The sequence below is a fragment of the Curtobacterium flaccumfaciens genome, assembly GCF_051548005.1.
Classification (GTDB): domain Bacteria; phylum Actinomycetota; class Actinomycetes; order Actinomycetales; family Microbacteriaceae; genus Curtobacterium.
The window spans coordinates 1-21,620 of sequence record NZ_JBPUGH010000026.1; the positions used below are offsets into that span (position 1 = coordinate 1).

General features: G+C 70.2%; 17 protein-coding genes and 1 pseudogene. 15 read left to right on the forward strand and 3 right to left on the reverse strand.

Annotated elements, in window-relative coordinates:
* Positions 1-573: 573 nt before the first annotated feature.
* Positions 574-1,149, reverse strand: a complete 576-nt coding sequence (locus ACSW7Y_RS05405) for a DUF3043 domain-containing protein (protein ID WP_438125308.1) — start codon at positions 1,147-1,149, stop codon at positions 574-576.
* 52 nt (positions 1,150-1,201) lie between these two features.
* On the opposite strand from ACSW7Y_RS05405, the gene ACSW7Y_RS05410 reads away from it, so the two are divergent.
* The 6 genes from ACSW7Y_RS05410 to ACSW7Y_RS05435 all read left to right on the forward strand — a co-directional run bounded on the left by ACSW7Y_RS05410 (position 1,202) and on the right by ACSW7Y_RS05435 (position 8,108).
* Complete coding sequence (locus ACSW7Y_RS05410; RefSeq protein ID WP_438125309.1) at positions 1,202-2,650, forward strand: dipeptidase; 1,449 nt, start codon at positions 1,202-1,204, stop codon at positions 2,648-2,650.
* A 178-nt stretch (positions 2,651-2,828) separates the two neighbouring features.
* Positions 2,829-3,209 carry a HesB/IscA family protein gene (locus tag ACSW7Y_RS05415; RefSeq protein ID WP_438125310.1) on the forward strand — a complete coding sequence of 127 codons (381 nt, stop codon included), beginning with the start codon at positions 2,829-2,831 and terminating at the stop codon, positions 3,207-3,209.
* A 234-nt stretch (positions 3,210-3,443) separates the two neighbouring features.
* The gene (ctaC, locus tag ACSW7Y_RS05420; protein WP_438125311.1) at positions 3,444-4,343 is read left to right on the forward strand and encodes an aa3-type cytochrome oxidase subunit II; all 900 of its coding nucleotides are present in this window, start codon (positions 3,444-3,446) and stop codon (positions 4,341-4,343) included.
* A 12-nt stretch (positions 4,344-4,355) separates the two neighbouring features.
* Positions 4,356-6,095: an aa3-type cytochrome oxidase subunit I gene (ctaD, locus tag ACSW7Y_RS05425; RefSeq protein ID WP_412880466.1), complete on the forward strand. Its 1,740-nt coding sequence runs from the start codon at positions 4,356-4,358 to the stop codon at positions 6,093-6,095.
* Between the two features lie 4 nt (positions 6,096-6,099).
* Positions 6,100-6,519: a cytochrome c oxidase subunit 4 gene (locus ACSW7Y_RS05430; protein WP_438125312.1), complete on the forward strand. Its 420-nt coding sequence runs from the start codon at positions 6,100-6,102 to the stop codon at positions 6,517-6,519.
* A 215-nt stretch (positions 6,520-6,734) separates the two neighbouring features.
* Positions 6,735-8,108 (forward strand): glucose-6-phosphate dehydrogenase, encoded by a 1,374-nt coding sequence (locus ACSW7Y_RS05435; RefSeq protein ID WP_438125313.1) that lies wholly within the window; start codon positions 6,735-6,737, stop codon positions 8,106-8,108.
* Between the two features lie 97 nt (positions 8,109-8,205).
* Here the strand turns inward: ACSW7Y_RS05435 and ACSW7Y_RS05440 are convergent.
* Together ACSW7Y_RS05440 and ACSW7Y_RS05445 are read right to left on the reverse strand one after the other, a co-directional pair.
* Positions 8,206-10,083 (reverse strand): annotated as a pseudogene (locus ACSW7Y_RS05440) (glycoside hydrolase family 15 protein); the annotation flags it as partial.
* A 79-nt stretch (positions 10,084-10,162) separates the two neighbouring features.
* Positions 10,163-11,212, reverse strand: coding sequence for an App1 family protein (locus tag ACSW7Y_RS05445; RefSeq protein WP_438125314.1), 1,050 nt, complete (start codon positions 11,210-11,212; stop codon positions 10,163-10,165).
* A gap of 199 nt (positions 11,213-11,411) precedes the next feature.
* Between ACSW7Y_RS05445 and ACSW7Y_RS05450 the strand changes: the two genes are divergently transcribed.
* The 9 genes from ACSW7Y_RS05450 to cydC all read left to right on the forward strand — a co-directional run bounded on the left by ACSW7Y_RS05450 (position 11,412) and on the right by cydC (position 21,598).
* Positions 11,412-12,059 (forward strand): TetR/AcrR family transcriptional regulator, encoded by a 648-nt coding sequence (locus tag ACSW7Y_RS05450; protein ID WP_438125315.1) that lies wholly within the window; start codon positions 11,412-11,414, stop codon positions 12,057-12,059.
* A gap of 180 nt (positions 12,060-12,239) precedes the next feature.
* Positions 12,240-13,106, forward strand: coding sequence for an ABC transporter ATP-binding protein (locus tag ACSW7Y_RS05455; RefSeq protein WP_438125316.1), 867 nt, complete (start codon positions 12,240-12,242; stop codon positions 13,104-13,106).
* Positions 13,103-13,825: an ABC transporter permease gene (locus ACSW7Y_RS05460; protein WP_438125317.1), complete on the forward strand. Its 723-nt coding sequence runs from the start codon at positions 13,103-13,105 to the stop codon at positions 13,823-13,825. Before ACSW7Y_RS05455 ends, ACSW7Y_RS05460 begins: the two co-directional genes overlap by 4 nt.
* Positions 13,822-14,562 (forward strand): ABC transporter permease, encoded by a 741-nt coding sequence (locus tag ACSW7Y_RS05465; protein WP_438125318.1) that lies wholly within the window; start codon positions 13,822-13,824, stop codon positions 14,560-14,562. Before ACSW7Y_RS05460 ends, ACSW7Y_RS05465 begins: the two co-directional genes overlap by 4 nt.
* Positions 14,559-15,494, forward strand: a complete 936-nt coding sequence (locus tag ACSW7Y_RS05470; protein WP_438125319.1) for an ABC transporter substrate-binding protein — start codon at positions 14,559-14,561, stop codon at positions 15,492-15,494. The genes ACSW7Y_RS05465 and ACSW7Y_RS05470 overlap by 4 nt, the downstream gene beginning before the upstream one ends.
* Before the next feature lie 272 nt (positions 15,495-15,766).
* Positions 15,767-17,179, forward strand: a complete 1,413-nt coding sequence (locus tag ACSW7Y_RS05475; RefSeq protein ID WP_438125320.1) for a cytochrome ubiquinol oxidase subunit I — start codon at positions 15,767-15,769, stop codon at positions 17,177-17,179.
* Between the two features lies 1 nt (position 17,180).
* Entirely contained in the window at positions 17,181-18,185 is a 1,005-nt protein-coding gene (cydB, locus tag ACSW7Y_RS05480; RefSeq protein WP_438125321.1) for a cytochrome d ubiquinol oxidase subunit II, read from the forward strand.
* A gap of 78 nt (positions 18,186-18,263) precedes the next feature.
* Positions 18,264-19,913 carry a thiol reductant ABC exporter subunit CydD gene (gene cydD / locus ACSW7Y_RS05485; protein WP_438125322.1) on the forward strand — a complete coding sequence of 550 codons (1,650 nt, stop codon included), beginning with the start codon at positions 18,264-18,266 and terminating at the stop codon, positions 19,911-19,913.
* Positions 19,910-21,598, forward strand: a complete 1,689-nt coding sequence (gene cydC / locus ACSW7Y_RS05490; RefSeq protein WP_438125323.1) for a thiol reductant ABC exporter subunit CydC — start codon at positions 19,910-19,912, stop codon at positions 21,596-21,598. Before cydD ends, cydC begins: the two co-directional genes overlap by 4 nt.
* Positions 21,599-21,620: the final 22 nt, after the last annotated feature.

Here is a 21,620-nt window from a genome sequence, read left to right on the forward strand (position 1 = left end):
CGCCGCGCGGCCGGGTCCCGGCGCGGACTCGCGGTCCCGCCCGTCCCGTTGAGGTCCCAAAATGTCGGCATCTCGTGGTGCGGGGCGGCCATCCTCGGAACATGGGCGACGCACTCGCGGCGAGTCGTGGAACCTCACCGACCACGCACCGGACGGTGCGTGCGGCGAGTCGTGGAACCTCACTAACCACGCATCGGACGGGAGGCACGGTGCCGGTCCGCCCCGTGCCTCCTGTCCGGCTTCGGAATGCGCGTTGGTCGCAGGACGTGCCGTGCGCGTGACGAGTTGGTCGCACGACGTGTCGCGCCCTGCGGACGTGAGCGGCATGTCGTGCGACCAGCCGGCGCCGACGTCACCCGTGCCTTCCGTCCGGTGCCGGAACGCGCGTTGGTCGCAGGACGTGCCGTGCGCGTGACGAGTTGGTCGCACGACGTGTCGCGCCCGGCGGACGTGAGCGGCATGTCGTGCGATCAACTCGTGCCGACCGGTGCCCCGCGCCCCGCACCCACCCACGCACGCGAGAGCGCCGCCCGACCGAGGTCGAGCGGCGCTCCGAGCGGGCCGAGCCCGAGGTCAGACGGCGGGGTACTGCCCGCGGCGCACCTGCGGCTTCGGCAGGCGGAGGAACCGCAGCTGCCACGCCCGCGTCAGGATGTAGAGGAACGTCCCGCGCTGCATCGTGCCGAACTTGTTCGTGAGCTTCTTGCGGAGGGACAGCCAGAGCACGACGCAGTCGATGATGAACAACGCCACGAACGCCCACACGAGCAGCAGCGCGTACGAGGCGAGCACGGTCTGCGCTGCGGCGAACCCGAGGATCAGGAAGATCACGAGCACCGGCATCATGACCTCGCCGACGTTCCAGCGGGCGTCGATCCAGTCGCGCACGAACTTGCGCTGCTCGCCGCGGTCCTTCGCCGGGAGGTACCGCTCCTCGCCGTTGGCCATGCCGACGCGGGCCTTCTCGCGCTCGGTGTTCAGGCGGGCACGCGCGGCCTTCTTGTCAGCAGGGGAGTTGCCGACGAGCGGGCGACGGTTCGCGGCCTCACGCTCACGACGGCTCGGCGTCGGCCGGCCCTTGCCCTGCTCGAGGAGCTCGGCCTCGGACGGGTTGACGGTCGTGTTGGTCTTGGGGGCTGCCTTCGCCACGGTGCGTTCCTGACTGCGGTTGCGTGCTGGATCGTCCTCTAGATTACGGGACATGACCGACACCGACCAGCACGCAGCAGCCACCGACCCCGCACTCCTCGACGCCCTGCGCGAACACGTGCAGGGGGCGCTGCCGGCGACCATCGCCGACCTGTCCGCCCTCGTCCGCCTGCCCTCGGTGTCGTGGTCGGCGTTCGACCCGGCGAACGTCCGGGCGAGCGCCGAGGCCGTCGCGGACCTGGCCCGTTCGACCGGGGTCTTCGGCGAGGATGCCGTCCGGATCGTCCGGTCCGCGTTCGACGGGTCGACCTCGGACGTCGCCGAGGGGCACGAGGACGAGCAGCTCGGCCAGCCCGCGGTGCTCGCGGTCCGCCCGGCCCGGAACGGCAAGCCGACGGTGATGCTCTACGCCCACCACGACGTGCAACCGCAGGGCGACGACGCACTGTGGGAGACCCCGCCGTTCGAGCCGACCCTCCGCGGTGATCGTCTCTACGGCCGCGGTGCCTCGGACGACAAGGCCGGCGTGATGACGCACATCGCCTCGCTCCGCGCCCTGCACGCCCAGTTCGGCGACGACCTCGACCTCGGTGTCGTGCTGTTCGTCGAGGGCGAGGAGGAGTTCGGCTCCCGGTCGTTCCGCACGTTCCTCCGCGAGCAGAAGGAGCACCTCGCCGCCGACGTCATCGTGGTGGCGGACAGCGACAACTGGTCCACCGAGGTGCCCTCCATCACGGTGTCCCTCCGCGGCAACGTCACGTTCAAGCTGACCCTGACGACGCTCGAGCACGCGAGCCACAGCGGGATGTTCGGGGGCGCGGCGCCCGACGCGATGATCCCGATGGTGCGCCTGCTCGCCTCGCTCCACGACGACGACGGCTCGGTCGCGGTCGAGGGGCTCACCTCGTACGAGGCCGACGTCCCCGAGCGCACCGACGAGGAGCTCGCTGCGGACGCCGCCCTGCTGCCCGGCGTCCGACCCGTCGGCACCGGTCCGGTCCTCAGCCGCATGTGGTTCCAGCCGTCGATCACCGTGACCGGCATGGACGTGCCGAGCGTCGCGAACGCGTCGAACACCCTGATCCCGACGGTCAGCGCACGCGTGTCCGTGCGGGTCGCCCCCGGACAGTCCGCGGTGGAGGCCCGCGACGCCGTCGAGCGCCACCTCCGCGCACACGTCCCGTTCGGCGCCCACCTCGAGCTGAGCGAGCCGGACGCCGGCGACGGCTTCCTCGTCGACACCGCCGGGTGGGCCGTCCAGGACGCCCGCGTCGCGATGCGCGAGGGCTGGGGCGCCGAGGCCGTCGAGCAGGGGATCGGCGGGTCGATCCCGTTCGTGTCCGACCTCGCCGCGGAGTTCCCGGACGCGCAGATCCTGGTCACCGGCGTCGAGGACCCGGACACCCGCGCGCACAGCCCGAACGAGTCGCAGCACCTCGGCGTGCTGCACCGCGCGATCGCGTCCGAGACGATCCTGCTGGCGCGGCTCGCGACGCGCTGACGCGCTGCAGGACGGACGGGAGGCCCGTGGCGACGCCGCCACGGGCCTCCCGTCCGTCCGTGGGCTCCACAGCGCTCGTCGCTCCACAGGCTGCAGCCGCCTGCTGCGGGTGTCGGGGGAGCGTGCTTACAATCGTCACGAGGCGCGGTGATCCGCACCGCCCGGAGGGAGACGCGCGATGAGCGACACCATCACCGAAGCGCAGACCGCGGCGGCGACCGAGACGCCGACGCACGGCGTGCAGCTGAGCGATGCAGCCGCGGCGAAGGTGGCGAGCCTCCTCGAGCAAGAGGGCCGTGACGACCTCCGCCTGCGCCTCGCCGTCCAGCCCGGTGGCTGCTCGGGGCTCATCTACCAGCTCTACTTCGACGAGCGCATGCTCGACGGCGACACCACCGCCGAGTTCGAGCCCGGCGTCGAGGTCGTCGTCGACAAGATGAGCGTCCCGTACCTCGACGGCGCCACGATCGACTTCGAGGACACCATCCAGAAGCAGGGCTTCACGATCGACAACCCCAACGCGCAGGGCAGCTGCGCGTGCGGCGACAGCTTCCACTGACGCCCACCAGCCGACACGCGAGCGGGGAGCGACCGGACAGGTCGCTCCCCGCTCGCGTCCGCCCTGGTCAGCGGGGCGTCGACGCCTGCGGATCGGGGCCACGCGGAGCTCCGGTTGGCGCGAGCTGTCCCCGGCTGCGAGTAAGCTAGGAGTGTTCCAACCAAGCTGGGAGCGACCCATGAGCGACCTTCGCGTCGCGGCCGCTCCGGGTTCACGTCTTTGCGAGAGGTCATAGTGCGTTCGAATCGCCGTATACGTTGGGCGGCCATCCCGGTGGCCGTCGGTCTGGTCGTCGCACTGGCTGGCTGCACGCAGCAGCAGCTCAACGGCTGGCTGCCCGGCACGGAAGAGACGCGTGACGTCACGAACCACACGAGCCGCATCGTCGGCCTGTGGACCACGAGCTGGGTCGTCCTCCTCGCGGTCGGTCTGATCGTCTGGGGCCTGATCATCTGGGCCGCCATCGTCTACCGCCGTCGCAAGGGCCAGACCGGCCTCCCGGTGCAGATGCGGTACAACATGCCGCTCGAGATCTTCTACACGATCGTGCCGCTCATCCTCGTGCTCGGCTTCTTCGCCTTCACCGCGAAGGACCAGGCCGCGATCGAGCAGCCGTTCGCCAAGGCCGACGCGACGATCCACGTCTACGGCAAGCGCTGGGCGTGGGACTTCAACTACATCAACGAGGACGACAAGTCCAAGAGCGTCTACTACCAGGGCATCCAGGCCCAGGAAGAAGAGAACGCCAACGGCGCGATCGACGAGTCGCAGCTCCCGACGCTGTACCTGCCCAAGGGCAAGAAGGTGCACATCGAGCTGTCGTCGCGCGACGTCAACCACTCCTTCTGGGTGATCGACTTCCTCTACAAGAAGGACATGATCCCCGGCAAGCAGAACGACGAGTACTTCATCCCCGAGAAGCTCGGCACGTACCAGGGCAAGTGCGCGGAGCTCTGCGGTGAGTACCACTCGCTGATGCTCTTCCAGGTGAAGGTCGTCACGCCGACCGAGTACCAGAAGTACCTCGACTCCCTCGCGGAGCAGGGCAAGACCGGTCTCCTCGGTGACGAGTACAACACCAACACCAACGAACCGAACAACAAGGCGCCCGTGACGGCGTCCGAGAACGATTAGGGGCTCCGTCAGATGACCACGTCGCTCGTCGGCCAGCCGGCGGCAGGCACCACGACCCTGGACTTCCAGGCGTCGAAGGTGGGCCGCAAGGGCAACATCATCGTGCGGTGGATCACCTCCACCGACCACAAGACCATCGGGTACATGTACCTGATCGCGTCGTTCATCTTCTTCCTGCTCGCGGGTGTGATGGCGCTCGTCATCCGCGCCCAGCTCTTCGAGCCCGGCCTGCACGTGGTCGCGACGAAGGAGCAGTACAACCAGCTCTTCACCATGCACGGCACGATCATGCTGCTGCTCTTCGCGACGCCGCTCTTCTCGGGCTTCGCGAACGCGGTCATGCCGCTGCAGATCGGCGCCCCGGACGTCGCCTTCCCGCGACTCAACGGCTTCGCCTTCTGGCTCTACGTCTTCGGTGCGCTCATCGCGGTCGGCGGCTTCCTCACCCCGCAGGGTGCGGCATCGTTCGGTTGGTTCGCCTACGCACCACTGAGTGACACGACGTTCACACCAGGACTCGGTGGGACGCTGTGGGTCTTCGGTCTCGGCATGACCGGCTTCTCGACGATCCTCGGCGCCGTGAACTTCATCACGACGATCATCACGATGCGCGCCCCGGGCATGACGATGTTCCGCATGTCGATCTTCACGTGGAACACCCTCGTGACGGCGCTCCTCGTCCTGATGGCCTTCCCGGTCCTCGCAGCCGCGCTGTTCGGCCTCGGCCTCGACCGCGTGTTCAACGCCCAGATCTTCAACCCGGCCAACGGCGGGGCGCTCCTCTGGCAGCACCTGTTCTGGTTCTTCGGCCACCCCGAGGTCTACATCATCGCGCTGCCGTTCTTCGGCATCGTGTCGGAGATCTTCCCGGTGTTCAGCCGCAAGCCGATCTTCGGCTACAAGACCCTCGTCTACGCGACCATCTCCATCGCGGCCCTCTCGGTCACGGTGTGGGCGCACCACATGTACGTCACCGGCGGCGTCCTGCTCCCGTGGTTCTCGCTCATGACGATGCTCATCGCGGTCCCGACCGGCGTGAAGATCTTCAACTGGGTCGGCACGATGTGGCGCGGTTCGGTCACGTTCGAGACGCCGCTGCTCTGGTCGGTCGGCTTCCTCATCACCTTCACCTTCGGTGGTCTCACCGGTGTGATCCTGGCGTCGCCGCCGCTCGACTTCCACGTGTCCGACTCGTACTTCGTCGTCGCGCACTTCCACTACGTGGTGTTCGGCACCGTCGTGTTCGCGATGTTCGCCGGGTTCTACTTCTGGTGGCCGAAGTGGACCGGCAAGATGCTCAACGAGCGTCTCGGCAAGATCCACTTCTGGCTGCTGTTCATCGGCTTCCACACGACGTTCCTCATCCAGCACTGGCTGGGCGTCATCGGCATGCCGCGCCGCTACGCGACCTACCTGCCGAACGACGGCTTCACGTGGATGAACCAGCTGTCGACGATCGGCTCGATGATCCTCGCGATCTCGTTCCTGCCGTTCATCTACAACATCTACGTGACCGCACGGAACGCGCCGAAGGTCGCCGTGAACGACCCGTGGGGCTACGGCCGCTCGCTCGAGTGGGCCACTAGCTGCCCGCCGCCGCGCCACAACTTCACGTCGATCCCGCGGATCCGTTCCGAGTCCCCGGCGTTCGACCTGAACCACCCCGAGGCCGGTGTGCCGATCGGTGTGGGCCCGGCGAAGGACGCTCCCGACGCCCCGACCTACGACGCCGCGAAGGGCGAGGTGAAGTAACGCCATGCGCGCCAACAAGAACCTGTTCTGGATCCTGTTCGTCTTCTTCATCCTCGCGGACGCCGCGTACACGATCTGGTCGTACATCTACTACGACGGCATCATCGAGTGGGTCGGCACGGTGTCGATCGGCCTCACCGGCATCATGTCCGCGTTCATCGCGTTCTACCTCGGCAAGGTCATGTCCTCGCAGGGCGGCGTCCTCCCCGAGGACCGCGCCGACGCGAACATCGAGGACGGCGACGCGGAGCTCGGGCACTTCAGCCCGTGGTCGTGGTGGCCGATCCTGCTCGCCGCGGCCGTCGGTGTCGTCTTCCTCGGCGTCGCAGCCGGCCTCTGGCTCGTCCCGATCGGCATGGCGTTCGTCGCCGTGACGCTCGTGGGCTGGGTCTACGAGTACTACCGCGGGAACTTCGGGCACTGACCCCGTCACACCCCTGACGATCTTCGGGCGGCACCACATCCGGTGCCGCCCGAAGTGCGTCCGGACCACGGCGGACCGCGGCTCGCCGGAGCGGCGGCGCCACACCGGAGCGACCGCCAGCACGACTCCCCGGCACCGAACCGGGAACAACACGGCCCGCAACCGGCTTGACTCGGAGCGGACCACCCCCACCACAGCGAAAGGAGTCACCTCAGGTGACCGACAAGCGCACCCTCATCATCTTCGGCGCGACGGGCGACCTCGCCTCCCGCCTGCTGCTGCCGGGCCTCGGCACGTTCCTGCAGAGCGGTCGAGCGGTCCCCGTCCAGCTGATCGGCACGGGCCGGAGCGCCCGGAGCGAGGAGCAGTGGAAGGACGTCGTCACGAAGTCGTTCGCGTCGCAGGACGTGAAGGGCCCGGAGGTCGACGCGACCCTCGAGTCGACGCAGTTCATCCAGGGCGACCCGACCGACCCGAAGCACCTCGAGGCGCTCCTTGCGGCCGCGGACGCCGAGCCGATCCTGTACTTCGCGCTCCCGCCGCAGATCGCCTCGGACATCTGCGAGGCGCTGCAGGAGGTCGAGCTCCCCGCGGGCACGACCCTCGCGTTCGAGAAGCCCTTCGGCACCGACGTCGCCAGCGCGAAGGCCCTCAACGAGACGGTGCTCAAGCTCGTCCCGGAGGAGCGGGTCCACCGCACCGACCACTTCCTCGGTCGCACCACGGTCCTCAACATCATCGGTCTGCGCTTCGCGAACCGCCTGTTCGAGCCGATCTGGAACGCGGACAACATCGAGAAGGTGGACATCTTCTACGACGAGACCCTCGGTCTCGAGAACCGTGCCCAGTACTACGACGAGGCCGGCGCGATGGTCGACATGATCCAGTCGCACCTGCTGCAGATCCTCGGCATCGTGACCATGGACGCCCCGGCGGACATCGACGCGGTCGAGTTCCGCTCGTCCCTGGCTCGGGTGCTCCGTTCGACCGAGCTGAAGGGCGGCGACCCGAAGGTCGCATCGCGTCGAGCGGTCTACACGGCCGGCACGATCGACGGCAAGGAGCTCCCGTCGTACCAGGACGAGGACGGCGTCGACCCCTCGCGGAAGACGGAGACCCTCGCGGAGATCTCGGTCGAGGTCGACACCGCTCGCTGGAAGGGCGTTCCGTTCACGCTCCGCTCCGGCAAGGCGCTCGGTGCCAGCCGCAAGGAGGTGCTCATCACCTTCAAGCCCGTGACGCGCCTGCCCTCCGGCCTCTCCGGTCGGCCGAAGACGGACACGCTCCGCATCGTGCTCAACCCCGACGAGATCGAGTTGACCGTGTCGGCCAACGGCGGCGGCAACCCGTTCGAGATGGGCCAGGTCACCCTGTCGTCGTCCTTCGCGGACGGCGAGCTCACCCCCTACGGCGAGGTGCTCAACGGCATCTTCCACGACGACCCGCTGCTCTCGATCCGCGGTGACGTCGCCGAGCGCTGCTGGGAGATCGTCGAGCCGGTCGTCGACGCCTGGAAGGCGGACGACGTCCCGCTCGACGAGTACCGCGCCGGTTCGCGCGGCCCGGCGGACTGGGTGAGCTCGTCCTGACGGACGCACCTGTCGTGCACTGAACGGGCACATGAGACGGACGGGAGGCACGGGGCCAGCTGGCACCGTGCCTCCCGTCCGTCGTCAGCGAGCGGTCTCAGGACGCGGTACCGGCGCGCTCGCCCTCACCGGTCCAGGAGCGCGTGCCGCCGTCGTGGACGGCGAGGCGCGTCCGGTGCCCCGCCGACGCGCCCTGGGCGCGCGCGATCGCGTCGGCCGCCGAGACGAGCGTCAGGTGTGACAGCGCCTGCGGGGTGTTGCCGATGTGGTGCCCCGTCGCGACGTCGATCTCCTCGGAGAGCATGCCGACGTCGTTCGCGAAGCCGACGAGCACGTCCATGAGGCGTTCGGCGTCCTCGACCCGGCCGGAGGCGGCGTACTGCTCGACGAGCCAGAACGAGCACGCCAGGAACGGGTGCTCGCTGCCGGACAGGCCGTCGAACCCGGCCTCGGTGCGGTAACGGAGCACGAGCCCGTCGTCGCCGGTGCGGAGGTCGTGCTCGATCGCGGCGACGGTACCCGTCATGCGCGGGTCGTCGGCCTTCAGGTAGCCGATCTGCGGCAGGACGAGGAGGCTCGCGTCGACCTCGTCGGTGTCGTAGTGCTGCCGGTAGCTGTTCCGCTCCGGGTTCCAACCGTGCTCCTCGATCTCGGCGCGCACCTGTTCGCGGAGTGCGCGCCAGCGGTCGACGGGGCCTTCGAGGCCGAACTCCTCGACGGCCGCGACGCCGCGGTCGAACGCCGCCCAGATCATCGCCCGGGAATGCGTGAAGTGCCGCCGGGGTCCGCGCATCTCCCAGATGCCGTTGTCCGGCTCCTGCCAGTGGTCCTCGACGTACCCGAGCAGCGCCCGCTGGAGCGCCCAGGAGTCGGCGTTCTCCTCGACGCCGAGCTCGCGGGCGTCGTGCAGCGCCGCGAGGACCTCACCGAACACGTCGCCCTGGTACTGCGTGTAGGCCCCGTTCCCCACCCGCACCGGGGTCGAGTGGGCGTAGCCGGGCAGGTCGTCGAGGGTGCGTTCGGGGAGTTCACGCTCGCCCGCGACGCCGTACATGATCTGGACGTCGGCCGGGTCGCCGGCGATGGCGCGCAGCAGCCAGCCGCGCCAGTGCGCGGCCTCGTTGCGGTAGCCGTGCGCGATGAGCGAGGCGAGCGCGAGCGAGGCGTCGCGGAGCCACACGTACCGGTAGTCCCAGTTGCGTTCGCCGCCGGGGTCCTCCGGGAGGCTCGTGGTCGCGGCCGCGACGACACCACCGGTCTCGCCGTGGGTCATCGCCCGGAGCAGCAGCAGGGACCGCCGCGTCGCGTCGACGTACCGACCGTGCGTGCGGACCGGGGCCATCCAGTCCTCCCACCACCGCGTGGTGCGGTGCAGGGCGCCGGTCACGTCCATCGGCTCCGGCGGCTCGCGGTGCGAGGGGTACCAGGTGAGGACCGTGTCGAGGACCTCGCCGTCGTGGACGGTCGTGGTCGCGCGGTGGTGGCGGTCGTGCGCGTGGAAGCGCGGGCCGCGCACGATCACCGACCCGGGACCGGCGGTGGCGAGGAGCGCGGGGTCCTCGTCGCCGCCGATCTGCCGGACCCAGGGCAGGGCCCTGGCGTAGTCGAACCGGATCGTCAGGACCTGTTCGACCTCGACCTCGCCGCGGAGTCCGCGGACGCGGCGGATGATCGAGGCGCGGTGCTCCCCGATCGGCATGAAGTCGGTGACCTCGACCACACCGGTGCTCGTCGTCCAGACCGTGGAGAGGACGAGCGAGTCCCCGACGTACCGGCGGTGGACCGTGGCGTCGTCGGCTGTGGGGCGGAGCGACCACCCGCCGTGCTCGGCGGACCCGAGCAGCGCCGCGAAGGTGGAGGGGCTGTCGAACCGGGGGAGGCAGGCCCAGTCGACCGTGCCGTCCCGGGTGACGAGCGCCGCGGTGTAGGTGTCACCGATGAGGGCGTGGTCCTCGATGCGCGCAGAGTGCATGCCCCGATCGAACCACGCCGTCGCCCGGCGGCGGCTGCACTGAGGAGGTGCTCAGCCGGTGGGCCGGTGTCGCGGTGGCGGGTCAGTCGGCTTCGACGACCCCGACGCGCTGCAGCTCCGTCCAGAGCCCGGCGCCGTCGGGCGCGAAGACCCACGGTGCCGCCGAGTCGCGCGAACGCTCCTGCGCCTTGGAGCGGCCACCGGCGAGGACCGCCTCGCTCGTGGAGAGCTGCCGGATCGCCACCGCGGCCACGTTGTCCGGGTGCTCGCGCGCGAAGTCGCCGTACAGCGCCTCGTCGTGCTGCCCGTCGTCGCCCACGAGCAGCCACCGCACGTCCGGGAAGTCCCGGGCGAGGCGGCGGAGGTTCTCCTGCTTGTGGAGCTGCCCGCTCCGGAAGAAGCGGTCGTGCGTCGGACCCCAGTCCGTCAGCAGCAGGGTGCCGGTCGGGTACATGTTCCGCGTGAGGAAGCGCTGCAGCGTCGGGGCGACGTTCCAGGCGCCCGTGGACAGGTAGACCGTGGGTGCGCCGGAGTGCTGCGCCAGCACACGCTCGTACAGCACGGACATGCCCGGGACCGGACGTCGTGCGTGCTCGGTGAGGACGAACGAGTTCCACGCCGCGAGCATCGGGCGGGGGAGGCTCGTCACCATCACGGTGTCGTCGATGTCGGAGAGCAGGCCGAAGCGGGTGTCCGGGTGCACCACGAAGACGTCGGCCTGGACGGCACGGTGACCGCCGGCGGAGAGCTCGATCGTGCGCCACCCGGGCTCGAGGTCGATCGGCACGATGGCGTCGACGACCCCGCCCCGGTCCGACTGCACGACGTGGCTGCGTCCGCCGGCGGTGATCGTCACCTCGGCCGAGTCGACCGCGACGCTCGTGAAGCTGCGCCAGCCGCGCACCCCGATGTACGAGGCGTCCGAGGCGAGCCCACGGCGGGTGAGCAGCACCCGCGCGAGGACGCGGACCCAGCCGGGCGCGCCGTACCCGGTGTACGGGATCACCGTCGGGACGAGTCCGCGGCGACGGGCGCGCTGCTCGCGGAACTCCTGCACGGCGTCCTCGATCCGGGCCGCGCGGTGCAGGATCGGCTCGGCCAGCGACGGCTCGTGGGGAGTCGGGTCGGGCATCGCCCCATCATTCCACGCCGCGGCGTCGCCGGCCCCGAGGACGCTCATGCGGCTCGTGGAGAGTCGCAGCGGGGTTCCAGACGAAGTCTGCGACCATTGCCCCCGACACCACCGTCCACGTGTCGTGTGGACGGTGGAACACAACGCACCGCGCACCACCTGTGCGGAGAGCGCGTCGAGGACGCGAGAAGGAGTACACGTGCTCGTCACCGAGGTTTCGAACGCACTGCCGGGGGGATCATCACTGCTCAGGAACGAGCCGGTCCAAGCCCGCAGTTCGGCGCGCCTCGCCGGTCTCCTCGACGCCGCCGCAGCGGTCATCGACGAGATCGGGTTCGAGCGCCTGACCACGGCCATGGTCGCCGAGCGGGCCGGGGCGTCGATCGGCACCGTCTACCGCTACTTCCCGGACCGCATCGCGGTCGTCGAGGCCCTGGCGATCCGCTGCACCCAGCGCCTGGCCGCCCGGTTCGTCGAGGCGCTCGAGACCAGCGGCGCGGCGGACTGGAAGGCCGGGTGCGACGCCCTCATCGACATGACCGCCGAGATGTACCGCACGGAGCCCGGGTTCCGTGCGATCGGCTTCGGCGACACCGCCGACGCCGGCACGGGCGACGACGAGGACCGGATGGCCGCGCTCGGGGGCGCCGTCAGCCAGGTCATGCGCGAGCGCTTCGACCTGCCCGCGAGCGAAGCGGTGGACCGGGCGTGGACGGTCCTCGCCGAGTCGGGACACGCTGTGCTCGCCCGAGCCCACGTCGACCGCGGGGCGCCCGACCAGGCCCTGGTCGAGGCCTACCGCACGATGACGCACAGCTACCTGGAGACGGTCCTCCGCGACGCCTGAGCCACGACCGCCCATCCGTCGACGCCCGCGCTCCGAAGAGGAGTCGCGGGCGTCGTCGCGTACGCCCTCCGATCGTGCTCGCTGTCCCTGAGGCGACACGGGGCGTCACGACGGAACCCGTGTCGGTCCGCGCGGGTACTCTCGTGCGGAGTCGGGCTACCTCCGAACAGAAGGGCACCCATGATCGAGTTCCGCTCGGTACGCAAGACGTACCCGGACGGCACCACCGCTGTCGAGGACTTCCACCTCGTCATCCCCTCCCGCACCACCACGGTCTTCGTCGGGTCGAGTGGTTGTGGCAAGACGACGCTCCTCCGGATGATCAACCGCATGGTCGATCCGACCTCGGGCTCGGTGTCCATCGACGGCGAGGACGTCGCGTCCGTCGACCCGGTGCAGCTCCGCCGCCGCATCGGCTACGTGATGCAGAACGCCGGCCTGCTGCCGCACCGTCGCGTCGTCGACAACATCGCGACCGTGCCGCTCCTGACCGGCGTGTCCAAGGCCGAGGCCCGGAAGCGTGCGCTGGAGCTCATGGACACCGTCGGGCTCGACCGGGCCTTCGCGAACCGGTACCCGTCGCAGCTCTCCGGCGGTCAGCAGCAGCGCGTGGGCGTCGCGCGCGGTCTCGCCGTCGACCCGAACATCCTGCTCATGGACGAGCCGTTCGGCGCCGTCGACCCGCTCGTGCGGAACGACCTCCAGGACGAGCTGATCCGCCTGCAGCGCGAGCTCGGCAAGACGGTGGTCTTCGTCACGCACGACATCGACGAGGCCTTCAAGCTCGGCGACCAGGTCGTCATCCTCAAGAAGGGCGGCGAGATCGCGCAGCAGGGCACCCCGGCCGAGATCCTCGCGGAGCCCGCGGACGACTTCGTCGCGAACTTCATCGGCGCCGGCCGTGGTCGTCGGGCGCTGCGGGTCGAGCAGACCCCGACCGGCCCGATCGTCGTGGACGGCGACGGACGTGCCGCCGGTGTCCTGACCGGCCCCGTGCAGGTGGTGGACGCCGCGGCCGCGGTGCCGCAGGGCGAGGGCGAGCGGTGAACTGGGTCCAGGGCAACCTCGACACGATCACGTCGAACCTGATCGCGCACGTCTGGCTGTCCATCCCCCCGATCGTCATCAGCTTCCTGCTGTCGGTGCCGATCGGGCTGCTCGTCTCGCGCCTTCGCCGTCGACGCGGGGCAGCCCGAGCGACCGGTTCGACGATCGTCGTCGTGGCGAGCCTGCTGTACGCGATCCCGTCGTTCCCGTTCTTCCTGGCCCTGCCGGCGATCCTCGGAACGAGCATCCTCGACCCGGTCAACGTCGTCATCGCCCTCACCGTGTACGGTATCGCGCTGATGGCGCGGTCGGCGGCGGACGCCATCGACGCCGTCGACCCCGAGGTGGTCCGCGCCTCCGAAGCGCTCGGCTACTCGCCCGCGCAGCGGTTCCTCCGTGTCGAACTGCCGCTCTCCGGCCCCGTGCTGCTCGCCGGCATCCGGGTGGTCGCGGTCTCGACGGTGAGCCTCGTCACCGTCGGCGCGCTGCTCGGTGTGCCGAACCTCGGCTTCCTGCTGACCGACGGGCTCAAGCGCGGCATCAGCGTCGAGATCATCACCGGTATCGTCCTCACGATCGTGCTGGCGCTCGTCATCGACGGGTTGCTCGTGCTCCTCGGCCGTCTGGTCATGCCGTGGACCCGCGGCTCCGGCCGGGCCGCGCGGTCCGTGCGGCGAGCCGCTGCGCGTGAGCTCCGCACCGAGGGGGCGTCCGCGTGAACCTCTTCGCACAGGGCGTCGCGTGGATCTTCGCGCCCGAGAACAACACCGGGTCGAACGCGATCCTCGTCCGGCTCGGCGAGCACCTCGGCATCACCTTCGTCACCGTGCTCATCGCGATCGTGATCGCCGTGCCGCTCGGCCTGCTGATCGGGCACACCGGCAGGGGCCGGTCCCTCGCGGTCGGCATCTCCGGCGGCATCCGTGCGCTCCCGACCCTGGGTGTGCTCACGTTGCTGGCGCTGTGGATCGGACTCGGGCTCGAAGCGCCGATCATCTCGCTCGTCATCCTCGCGATCCCATCGATCCTCGCCGGCACGTACTCCGGCGTCGAGGCGATCGACCGGGTGACGATCGACGCTGCGCGCGCCCAGGGCATGACGGCCTGGCAGGTCCTCGGCAAGGTCGAGATCCCGCTCGCGCTTCCGCTCATCGTCGGCGGCATCCGCGCGGCGGTCCTGCAGGTCATCGCCACGGCGACCCTCGCGGCCTACATCAACTCCGGTGGCCTGGGCGGGTACGCCTTCTCCGGCCTCGCCAACTCCGACTACGTCGAGGTCCTGGGCGGTTCGCTCCTCGTGATCGCCCTCGCCATCGTCTCCGAGATCGTCTTCGCCGCGCTGCAGCGGCTCGCCGTGCCAGCGGGTGTCTCCGCCGGTGCGTCGGGTGATGCGCGTCGGAGCACCCCTCGCTCGGGCAGCCGAGCACAAACCCCTGTGGAAGGAACCACCCCGTGATCACAGCATCGACCCGGCGTCTCGCCGCGACCATCGCGGTCGCGTCCGCGGCGGCCATCGCCCTCGCGGGCTGCTCCTCGAGCGATCCGCTGTCCTCCGGCTCGGACGGTGGGTCCTCGAAGACCATCACCGTCGGGTCGCAGGCCTACCCCTCGAACGAGATCATCGCGGAGCTCTATGCGCAGGAACTCGAGCACGAGGGCTTCACCGTCAAGCGCCAGCTCAACATCGGGCAGCGCAAGGCGTACTGGCCGGAGATCGAGAAGGGGAGCATCAACGTCTTCCCCGAGTACAACGGCAACCTGCTGAACTTCCTCCTGCAGGAGGACGGCAAGGACACCACGACCGAGACGACGACCGACGGCATCAACTCGGCCCTGTCCGACGCGCTGCCCTCCGACGTAAAGGCCCTGCCGTCGGCCGACGCGTCCGACGCCGACACCTACACGGTGACGCAGGAGCTCGCCGACAAGTACGACCTCAAGTCGATCGCCGACCTCAAGAAGATCGGTGGGACCATCTCGATCGCCGCGAACCCCGAGTTCGCGACGGCCGCGTACGGCCCGAAGGGACTTAAGGAGAAGTACGGCATCACCGGCGAGGTGAACGCGCAGAACGACTCCGGTGGCCCGCTGACGATCAAGGCGATCACGAGCGGCCAGTCGCAGGTGGCGGACATCTACTCGGCCAGCGCGAGCATCAAGACCGAGAAGCTCGTGACGCTCGAGGACCCGGAGCACCTGGTGCCCGCGAACAACGTCACGCCGATCGTGTCGAAGGACCTCGACTCGAAGGCCGCTGACGCCATCGAGAGGGTGAACGACAAGCTCACCCAGGAGGCCCTGATCGAGCTCAACAAGCAGAACTCGGTCGACCAGAAGTCGGCTGCGTCGGTCGCCAAGGCGTTCCTGCAGGACAACGGTCTGCTGTAACGGTCCGGCACGGTAAGCGACAGGCGTCGGGCTTCGGCCCGGCGCCTGTCGTCGTTCACGGAGGAGCCGGCAGTGCACGCTTGTTCCGCACAACCGTGCCGTGCAGTACTCCTGCACATTCGTGCACAGGTGGGTTCTACAACTTGTCGAAGCAGGTGTCCGAACGGTAGCGTGGAGGTGTCCCAACGGCCTGTGACACCAGAAGTTCCCCCTCCACAGGAAGCAACTGACGTGCACCAACAGCGCGCGGCGACCCGGCTCGGAAACGCCGCATGAACGACATCCTCGACCCGCTCGTCCTGTCGCGGTGGCAGTTCGGTCTGACGACGATCTACCACTTCCTCTTCGTGCCCCTGACCATCGGCATGGCCGTGGTCGTCGCCGTGTTCCAGACCGCCTGGGTCCGGACGGGGCGGGCGCACTACCTGCAGCTCACCCGGTTCTTCGGGCGCATCTTCCTCATCAACTTCGCGATGGGTGTGGTCACCGGCATCGTGCAGGAGTTCCAGTTCGGCATGAACTGGTCGAACTACTCCCGCTTCGTCGGCGACGTGTTCGGCGCACCGCTCGCGCTCGAGGGCATCCTGGCGTTCTTCTTCGAGGCGGCGTTCATCGGCCTCTGGATCTTCGGCTGGGACCGCCTGCCGAAGAAGGTGCACCTCGCGACCATCTGGTGCGTGAGCGTCGGCACGATGCTGTCGGCGTACTTCATCCTCGCGGCGAACGCGTTCATGCAGCACCCGGTGGGCTTCGCGATCAACGAGGCCAAGGGTCGCGCTGAGCTCACCGACATCTGGGCCGTGCTGACGAACAAGGTCGCCCTCGCGGCGTTCCCGCACACGCTGTTCGGTGCCTTCATGGTCGCGGCCTCGGTCATCATCGCGGTCGCCGCCTGGCACCTGGCACGCAACCAGAACCTCGAGACGATGATGCCGGCGCTGAAGTTCGGCATGTGGACGATGCTCGCGTCCGGGGCGCTCACGGTGCTCACCGGCGACCAGCTCGGCCTGACGATGGTCGACACCCAGCCGATGAAGATGGCCGCGGCCGAGGCGCTCTACAACACCTCGACCGGCAAGGACGCGTCGTTCTCGATCTTCACGTTGGGGACGCCGGACGGCGTGCACGAGCTGTTCTCGATCCGCATCCCGTACCTGCTGTCGTTCCTCTCGACGCACACGTTCAACGGCACCGTCGAGGGCATCAACGACCTGCAGGCGCAGTACTCGCAGGTGTACGGCGCCGGCGACTACAAGCCGATCATCTGGGTCACCTACTGGGCGTTCCGCTGGATGATCGCCCTCGGCGTCGGAGCGGTCCTGGTGTCGCTCGTCGGCCTCTGGCTCACCCGCAAGGGACGCTTCCCGCAGCAGCGCTGGGTCTGGCGCGTCGCGACCTGGGCGATGCCGCTGCCGATGGCCGCGATGATCATGGGCTGGATCTTCACCGAGATGGGCCGCCAGCCGTGGCTCGTGTTCGGGCTGCTCAAGACCGCGGACGGTGTCTCGCCGAACGTGACCGGGCTCGAGGTCCTCATCTCGCTGGTCGTGTTCACGCTCATCTACGGCGCCCTCGCGGTGGTCGAGTTCCGGCTCATCAAGAAGGTCGCACAAGAGGGCCCCGCCGCCCCGGCGGAGGTCGACGAGGAGACCGGTGAGGTCAAGCACGAAGTGACGGTGTACTGAGATGGACCTGCCCGTTCTCTGGTTCGCGATCGTCGCGCTGTTCTTCGTCGGCTACTTCGTCCTCGACGGGTTCGACTTCGGTGTCGGGATGTCCCTGCCGTTCCTCGGCAAGGACGACACCGACCGCCGGGTGCTCATCAACACGATCGGCCCCGTCTGGGACCTCAACGAGACGTGGGTCATCGTCGCCGGTGCCTGCCTGTTCGCGGCGTTCCCCGAGTGGTACGCCACGATGTTCTCGGGGTTCTACCTGGCTCTGCTGCTCATCCTCGCGGCGCTCATCGCCCGCGGCGTCTCGTTCGAGTACCGCCACCAGGAGAAGCACCTGGAGTGGAAGCGCCGGTTCGACCTGATGATCATCGTCGGCAGCGCGCTCCCGTCGTTCCTCTGGGGCGTCGCGTTCGGCAACGTCGTCCGGGGCATCCCGATGGACGTCGGGCACAACTACACGGGAACGCTGTTCGACCTGCTCAACCCGTTCGCGCTGCTGACCGGCCTCGCGACCCTGATGGTGTTCTTCACGCACGGCGTCGTGTTCGTCGCGCTGAAGACCGAAGGTGAGATCCGGGTCCGCGCGAAGCGCCTCGCGACCCGTGCGGGCATCCTCACGATCGTCGTCGGCGCCGCGTTCCTCGTCGCGATGGCGTTCGTCCGGGCGACCCCGGCGAGCCTGGTGCTCTCCGTGGTGGCGGCACTGGCACTCGTCCTCGCCGTCCTCTGCACCGCGTGGGGCAAGGAGGGGCGGGCGTTCACGCTCATGGCGGTCACGATCGCAGCGGTCGTGCTGGCGATGTTCACGGCGATCTTCCCGAACGTGATGCCCGCGTCGAACGACCCGGCCAACAGCCTGACCGTGTACAACGCGGCCAGCGGCCAGTACACGCTGACCGTCATGAGCTGGGTGGCCTTGATCTTCGTGCCGCTCGTGCTCGCCTACCAGGCCTGGACCTACTGGGTGTTCCGGAAGCGCGTCTCCCGGGCCCACATCGGCCAGGCGGCCCACTAGCCGTCCACCCCGACGAAGAACGCCGGCCCGGGCGAAGAACCCCGAGCCGGACGAAGCACGCAGACCAGGAGGACGCTCGTGAAGCCGCTCGACCCGCGACTGCTGCGCCTGTCGCGCACGGCGCGCGGCTTCATCGTCGCCGCCGCGGGCACCGGGCTGCTCCGGACCCTCGCGACCGTCGCGATCGCCTGGGGAATCGCCGCGGCGATCACGATCGGGGTCGACGCAGTCCACGGCGGCGCGCTGCCCCCGACCTTCGCGCAGGCGCTCGGTCTGCTCGGCGGTGCCTTCGTCGTGCGGGCCCTGGCAGCCTGGGCGACCGACGACCTCGCCGCCCGTGCGGCTGCGCGCGTGAAGAGCGAACTGCGAGCCACGGTCCTCGCACGGGCGGCCGAACGGGGGCCGGAGTGGCTGGCCGAACGATCGAGCGCCGGGTTCGCCACGACGCTCGGGCCCGGACTCGACGCCCTCGACGCGTACTTCGGCCGCTACCTGCCGCAGCTCGCCCTCACGGCCGTCGCGACCCCCGTGCTGCTCGTCGCGATCGGGCTCGGCGACCTGACGAGCGGGCTCGTCGTGCTGTGTGCCCTGCCCGTCATCCCGGTGTTCATGATCCTCATCGGACTGGCGACCCAGGCGCTGCAGCGGCAGCAGTCGGACGCCCTCGCGACCCTCGGCGGTGCCTTCACCGAAGCCGTCGAGGGCCTCGCCACGCTCAAGCTCTTCGGGCGAGCGCGGCGCCAGGTCGCACGGATCGGTGCGCTCACGGATGCCTACCGGAAGCAGACCATCGGTGTCCTCCGGCTCTCGTTCGTCAGCGGGTTCGCCCTCGAGCTGGCGGCGAGCCTCGCGGTCGCGCTCGTCGCCGTGTCCATCGGTGTCCGGCTCGTCGACGGGTCACTCGGGCTGGGCGCCGCGATGTTCGTGCTCGTCCTCGCCCCGGAGGCCTTCGCGCCCATCCGCCAGGTCGGCGCCGACTTCCACGCGGCGCAGGACGGTGTCGAGGCTGCCGGCGCCGTGCTCGACGTCCTCGACGACGACTCGGCCGACGAGGTGCACCGAGCACCCGGGGTCGCCGAGACGGACGCGACCGCCCTCGTCCTCGTCGGACTCACGATCCACCGACCGGACGTCGTCATCGGGCCGATCGACCTCCGCGCCGAGCCCGGCACCGTGGTCGCGCTCACCGGACCCAGCGGCTCCGGCAAGTCGAGCGTCATCGCCGCGATCCGCGGCGCACTTGCGCACGAGGGAACCGTCACGGTGCTCGGCCCGGCCGGAAGCACCGCAGCGGAGCGTACGACCTGGGCGGACCAGCGGCCGCGCCTCGTCCGCGGGACGATCGCGGAGAACGTCGCGCTCAGCGCGACCCCCGACGGACCGGCCGTGGTGTCCGCGCTCAGTGCGGCGGGGCTGGGACTCGACCCGGGCCTCCCGGTCGGATCCGGCGGCGCCGGCTTGTCCGGCGGGCAGGCGCAGCGGGTCGCCGTCGCGCGCGCCCTCTACCGCGTCGCCCGCGCCGACACGCCGCTCGTCCTGTTCGACGAGCCGACCTCCGCGCTCGACGCGGACGCCGAGGCGCACGTCGTCGCCAGCATCCGTCGGCTCGCCGCCGAGGGCCGCGTCGTGGTCGTCGCCAGCCACCGGCCGGCCGTCCTGGCCGCGACGGACGTGCGCGTCGACGTGGGCTCCGCGTCGGTCGCCGCCACGAGCGGGGCACGAGCATGAGCCGGGAGGCCCGACACACGTCCGTGCTGCGGCTCGCCATGCCGCACGGGGCCGGTTGGGGCAAGGCTGTGGCAGCCGGCGCGCTCAGCGCACTGTGCGCGGTCGCGCTGCTCGCCGCGAGCGGCTACCTCATCACGCGGGCGGCGGAGCACCCGCCGATCCTGTACCTGACGCTCGTCATGGTCGGGGTGCGGGCGTTCGCGCTCGGCCGTGCCGCACTGCGCTACGTCGACCGGCTCGCCGGACACGACGCGTCGTTCCGACAGCTCGCGGTCGTGCGCACGGAGATGTACCGCCGGCTGTCGTCGGTCGCGCCGGCCGGGCTCGGGTCCACCGGACGCGGCGACCTCCTCACCCGTCTCGTCACCGACACCGACCGGCTGCAGGACCTGCCCATCCGCGTCGTCGGTCCGCTCGTCTCCGCGGGGACCGTCGCGGTGCTCTCGGTGGTCGGGGTCGCGTTCGTGTCGGTGCCCGCGGCCGTCGTGCTGCTGGTCGCACTCGTGGTCGCGGCGCTCCTCGGCTCCGTCGTCACCGTCTCGGTCGCGCGGCGCTCCGACGAGCGGACGGCTGCGGAGCGCGGTCGGGTCGCGGACCTCGTGCTCGACACCGTCCGCACGCTCGACGTCTTCACCGCCTACGGCATGCTCGGCGAACGACTCGACCACATCGCCCGGCTGGACGCCCGCGTCACCGCCGCCGTGCGTCGCCGCGGTGTGGTCGAGTCGCTCGTCGGCGCCCTCGTCGGGCTGATCGGCGGCGGCGCGGTCGTGGGCATCCTCGCGGTCGGGGCACCGGCGGTGCTGTCCGGCGCGCTCGACGGGCCGCTCTGGGCGCTCGCGGTGTTCGTACCGCTCGCCCTGTTCGAGGTCGTCGGGGGCGTCCCGCTCGCCGTGCTGACCCTCCGGCGGGTCCGGGCGGCGGCGGACCGCGTCGAGCAGGCGGTGCCCGCGACCGTGCCGGACGGCATCGTGCCGGAGCCATCCGCGCCCGCCGACCCCGCCTCGCTCGTCGTGGACGGCCCGGTGTCGGTGTCCCTCCGCGACCTGTCGGTGCGCTGGCCGGGGGCGAGCGTCGACGCCGTGTCCGGGGTGTCGCTCGACCTGCGGCCCGGCGAGGTCGTCGTCCTCGAGGGGCCGAGCGGCGCCGGCAAGAGCACGCTCGTCGACGCACTCGTGCGGTTCGTCGACCACCGCGGGTCGTTCACGATCGACGGCGTGCCGGCGAAGGACCTGCACCCCGACGCGGTCCGTGCGCGCATCGGGCTGATCGAGCAGGACCCGTTCGTGTTCGACCAGTCGGTGCGGCAGAACCTGCTCTTCGCGCGCGACACCGCGACCGATGCCGAGCTGCTCGACGTGCTCGACCGCGTCGGCCTCGGGCCGTGGGTCGCCGGACGCGGCGGGCTCGACGCCGGCGTGGGGGAGCGCGGCGTGCTCGTCTCCGGCGGACAGGCGCACCGGCTCGCCCTGGCGCGGGCGCTCCTGCACGCCTTCCCCGTGCTCGTGCTGGACGAACCGACGGCCGACATCGACCCCGACCTGGCCGACGCGCTGCTCCGCGACCTCGTCGGTGCAGCCCGGCGGGCCGGTCGGACCGTCGTCATCGTGTCGCACGTCCCGGTGCCGGCCGACCTCGTCGACCGGACCCTACGGATGCGGGACGGGCGACTCGTCGACGCCTGACGCGGCAGCCGTGCGCCATCCG

Excerpts from the sequence above, each read along its gene's own strand:
- ACSW7Y_RS05410 (WP_438125309.1), top strand. The coding sequence starts at position 1,202 with ATGACCGACACCGACCAGCACGCAGCAGCCACCGACCCCGCACTCCTC.
- ACSW7Y_RS05415 (WP_438125310.1), top strand. The coding sequence starts at position 2,829 with ATGAGCGACACCATCACCGAAGCGCAGACCGCGGCGGCGACCGAGACG.
- ctaD (WP_412880466.1), top strand. The coding sequence starts at position 4,356 with ATGACCACGTCGCTCGTCGGCCAGCCGGCGGCAGGCACCACGACCCTG.
- ACSW7Y_RS05430 (WP_438125312.1), top strand. The coding sequence starts at position 6,100 with ATGCGCGCCAACAAGAACCTGTTCTGGATCCTGTTCGTCTTCTTCATC.
- ACSW7Y_RS05445 (WP_438125314.1), bottom strand. The coding sequence starts at position 11,212 with ATGCCCGACCCGACTCCCCACGAGCCGTCGCTGGCCGAGCCGATCCTG.
- ACSW7Y_RS05455 (WP_438125316.1), top strand. The coding sequence starts at position 12,240 with ATGATCGAGTTCCGCTCGGTACGCAAGACGTACCCGGACGGCACCACC.
- ACSW7Y_RS05475 (WP_438125320.1), top strand. The coding sequence starts at position 15,767 with ATGAACGACATCCTCGACCCGCTCGTCCTGTCGCGGTGGCAGTTCGGT.
- cydB (WP_438125321.1), top strand. The coding sequence starts at position 17,181 with ATGGACCTGCCCGTTCTCTGGTTCGCGATCGTCGCGCTGTTCTTCGTC.
- cydC (WP_438125323.1), top strand. The coding sequence starts at position 19,910 with ATGAGCCGGGAGGCCCGACACACGTCCGTGCTGCGGCTCGCCATGCCG.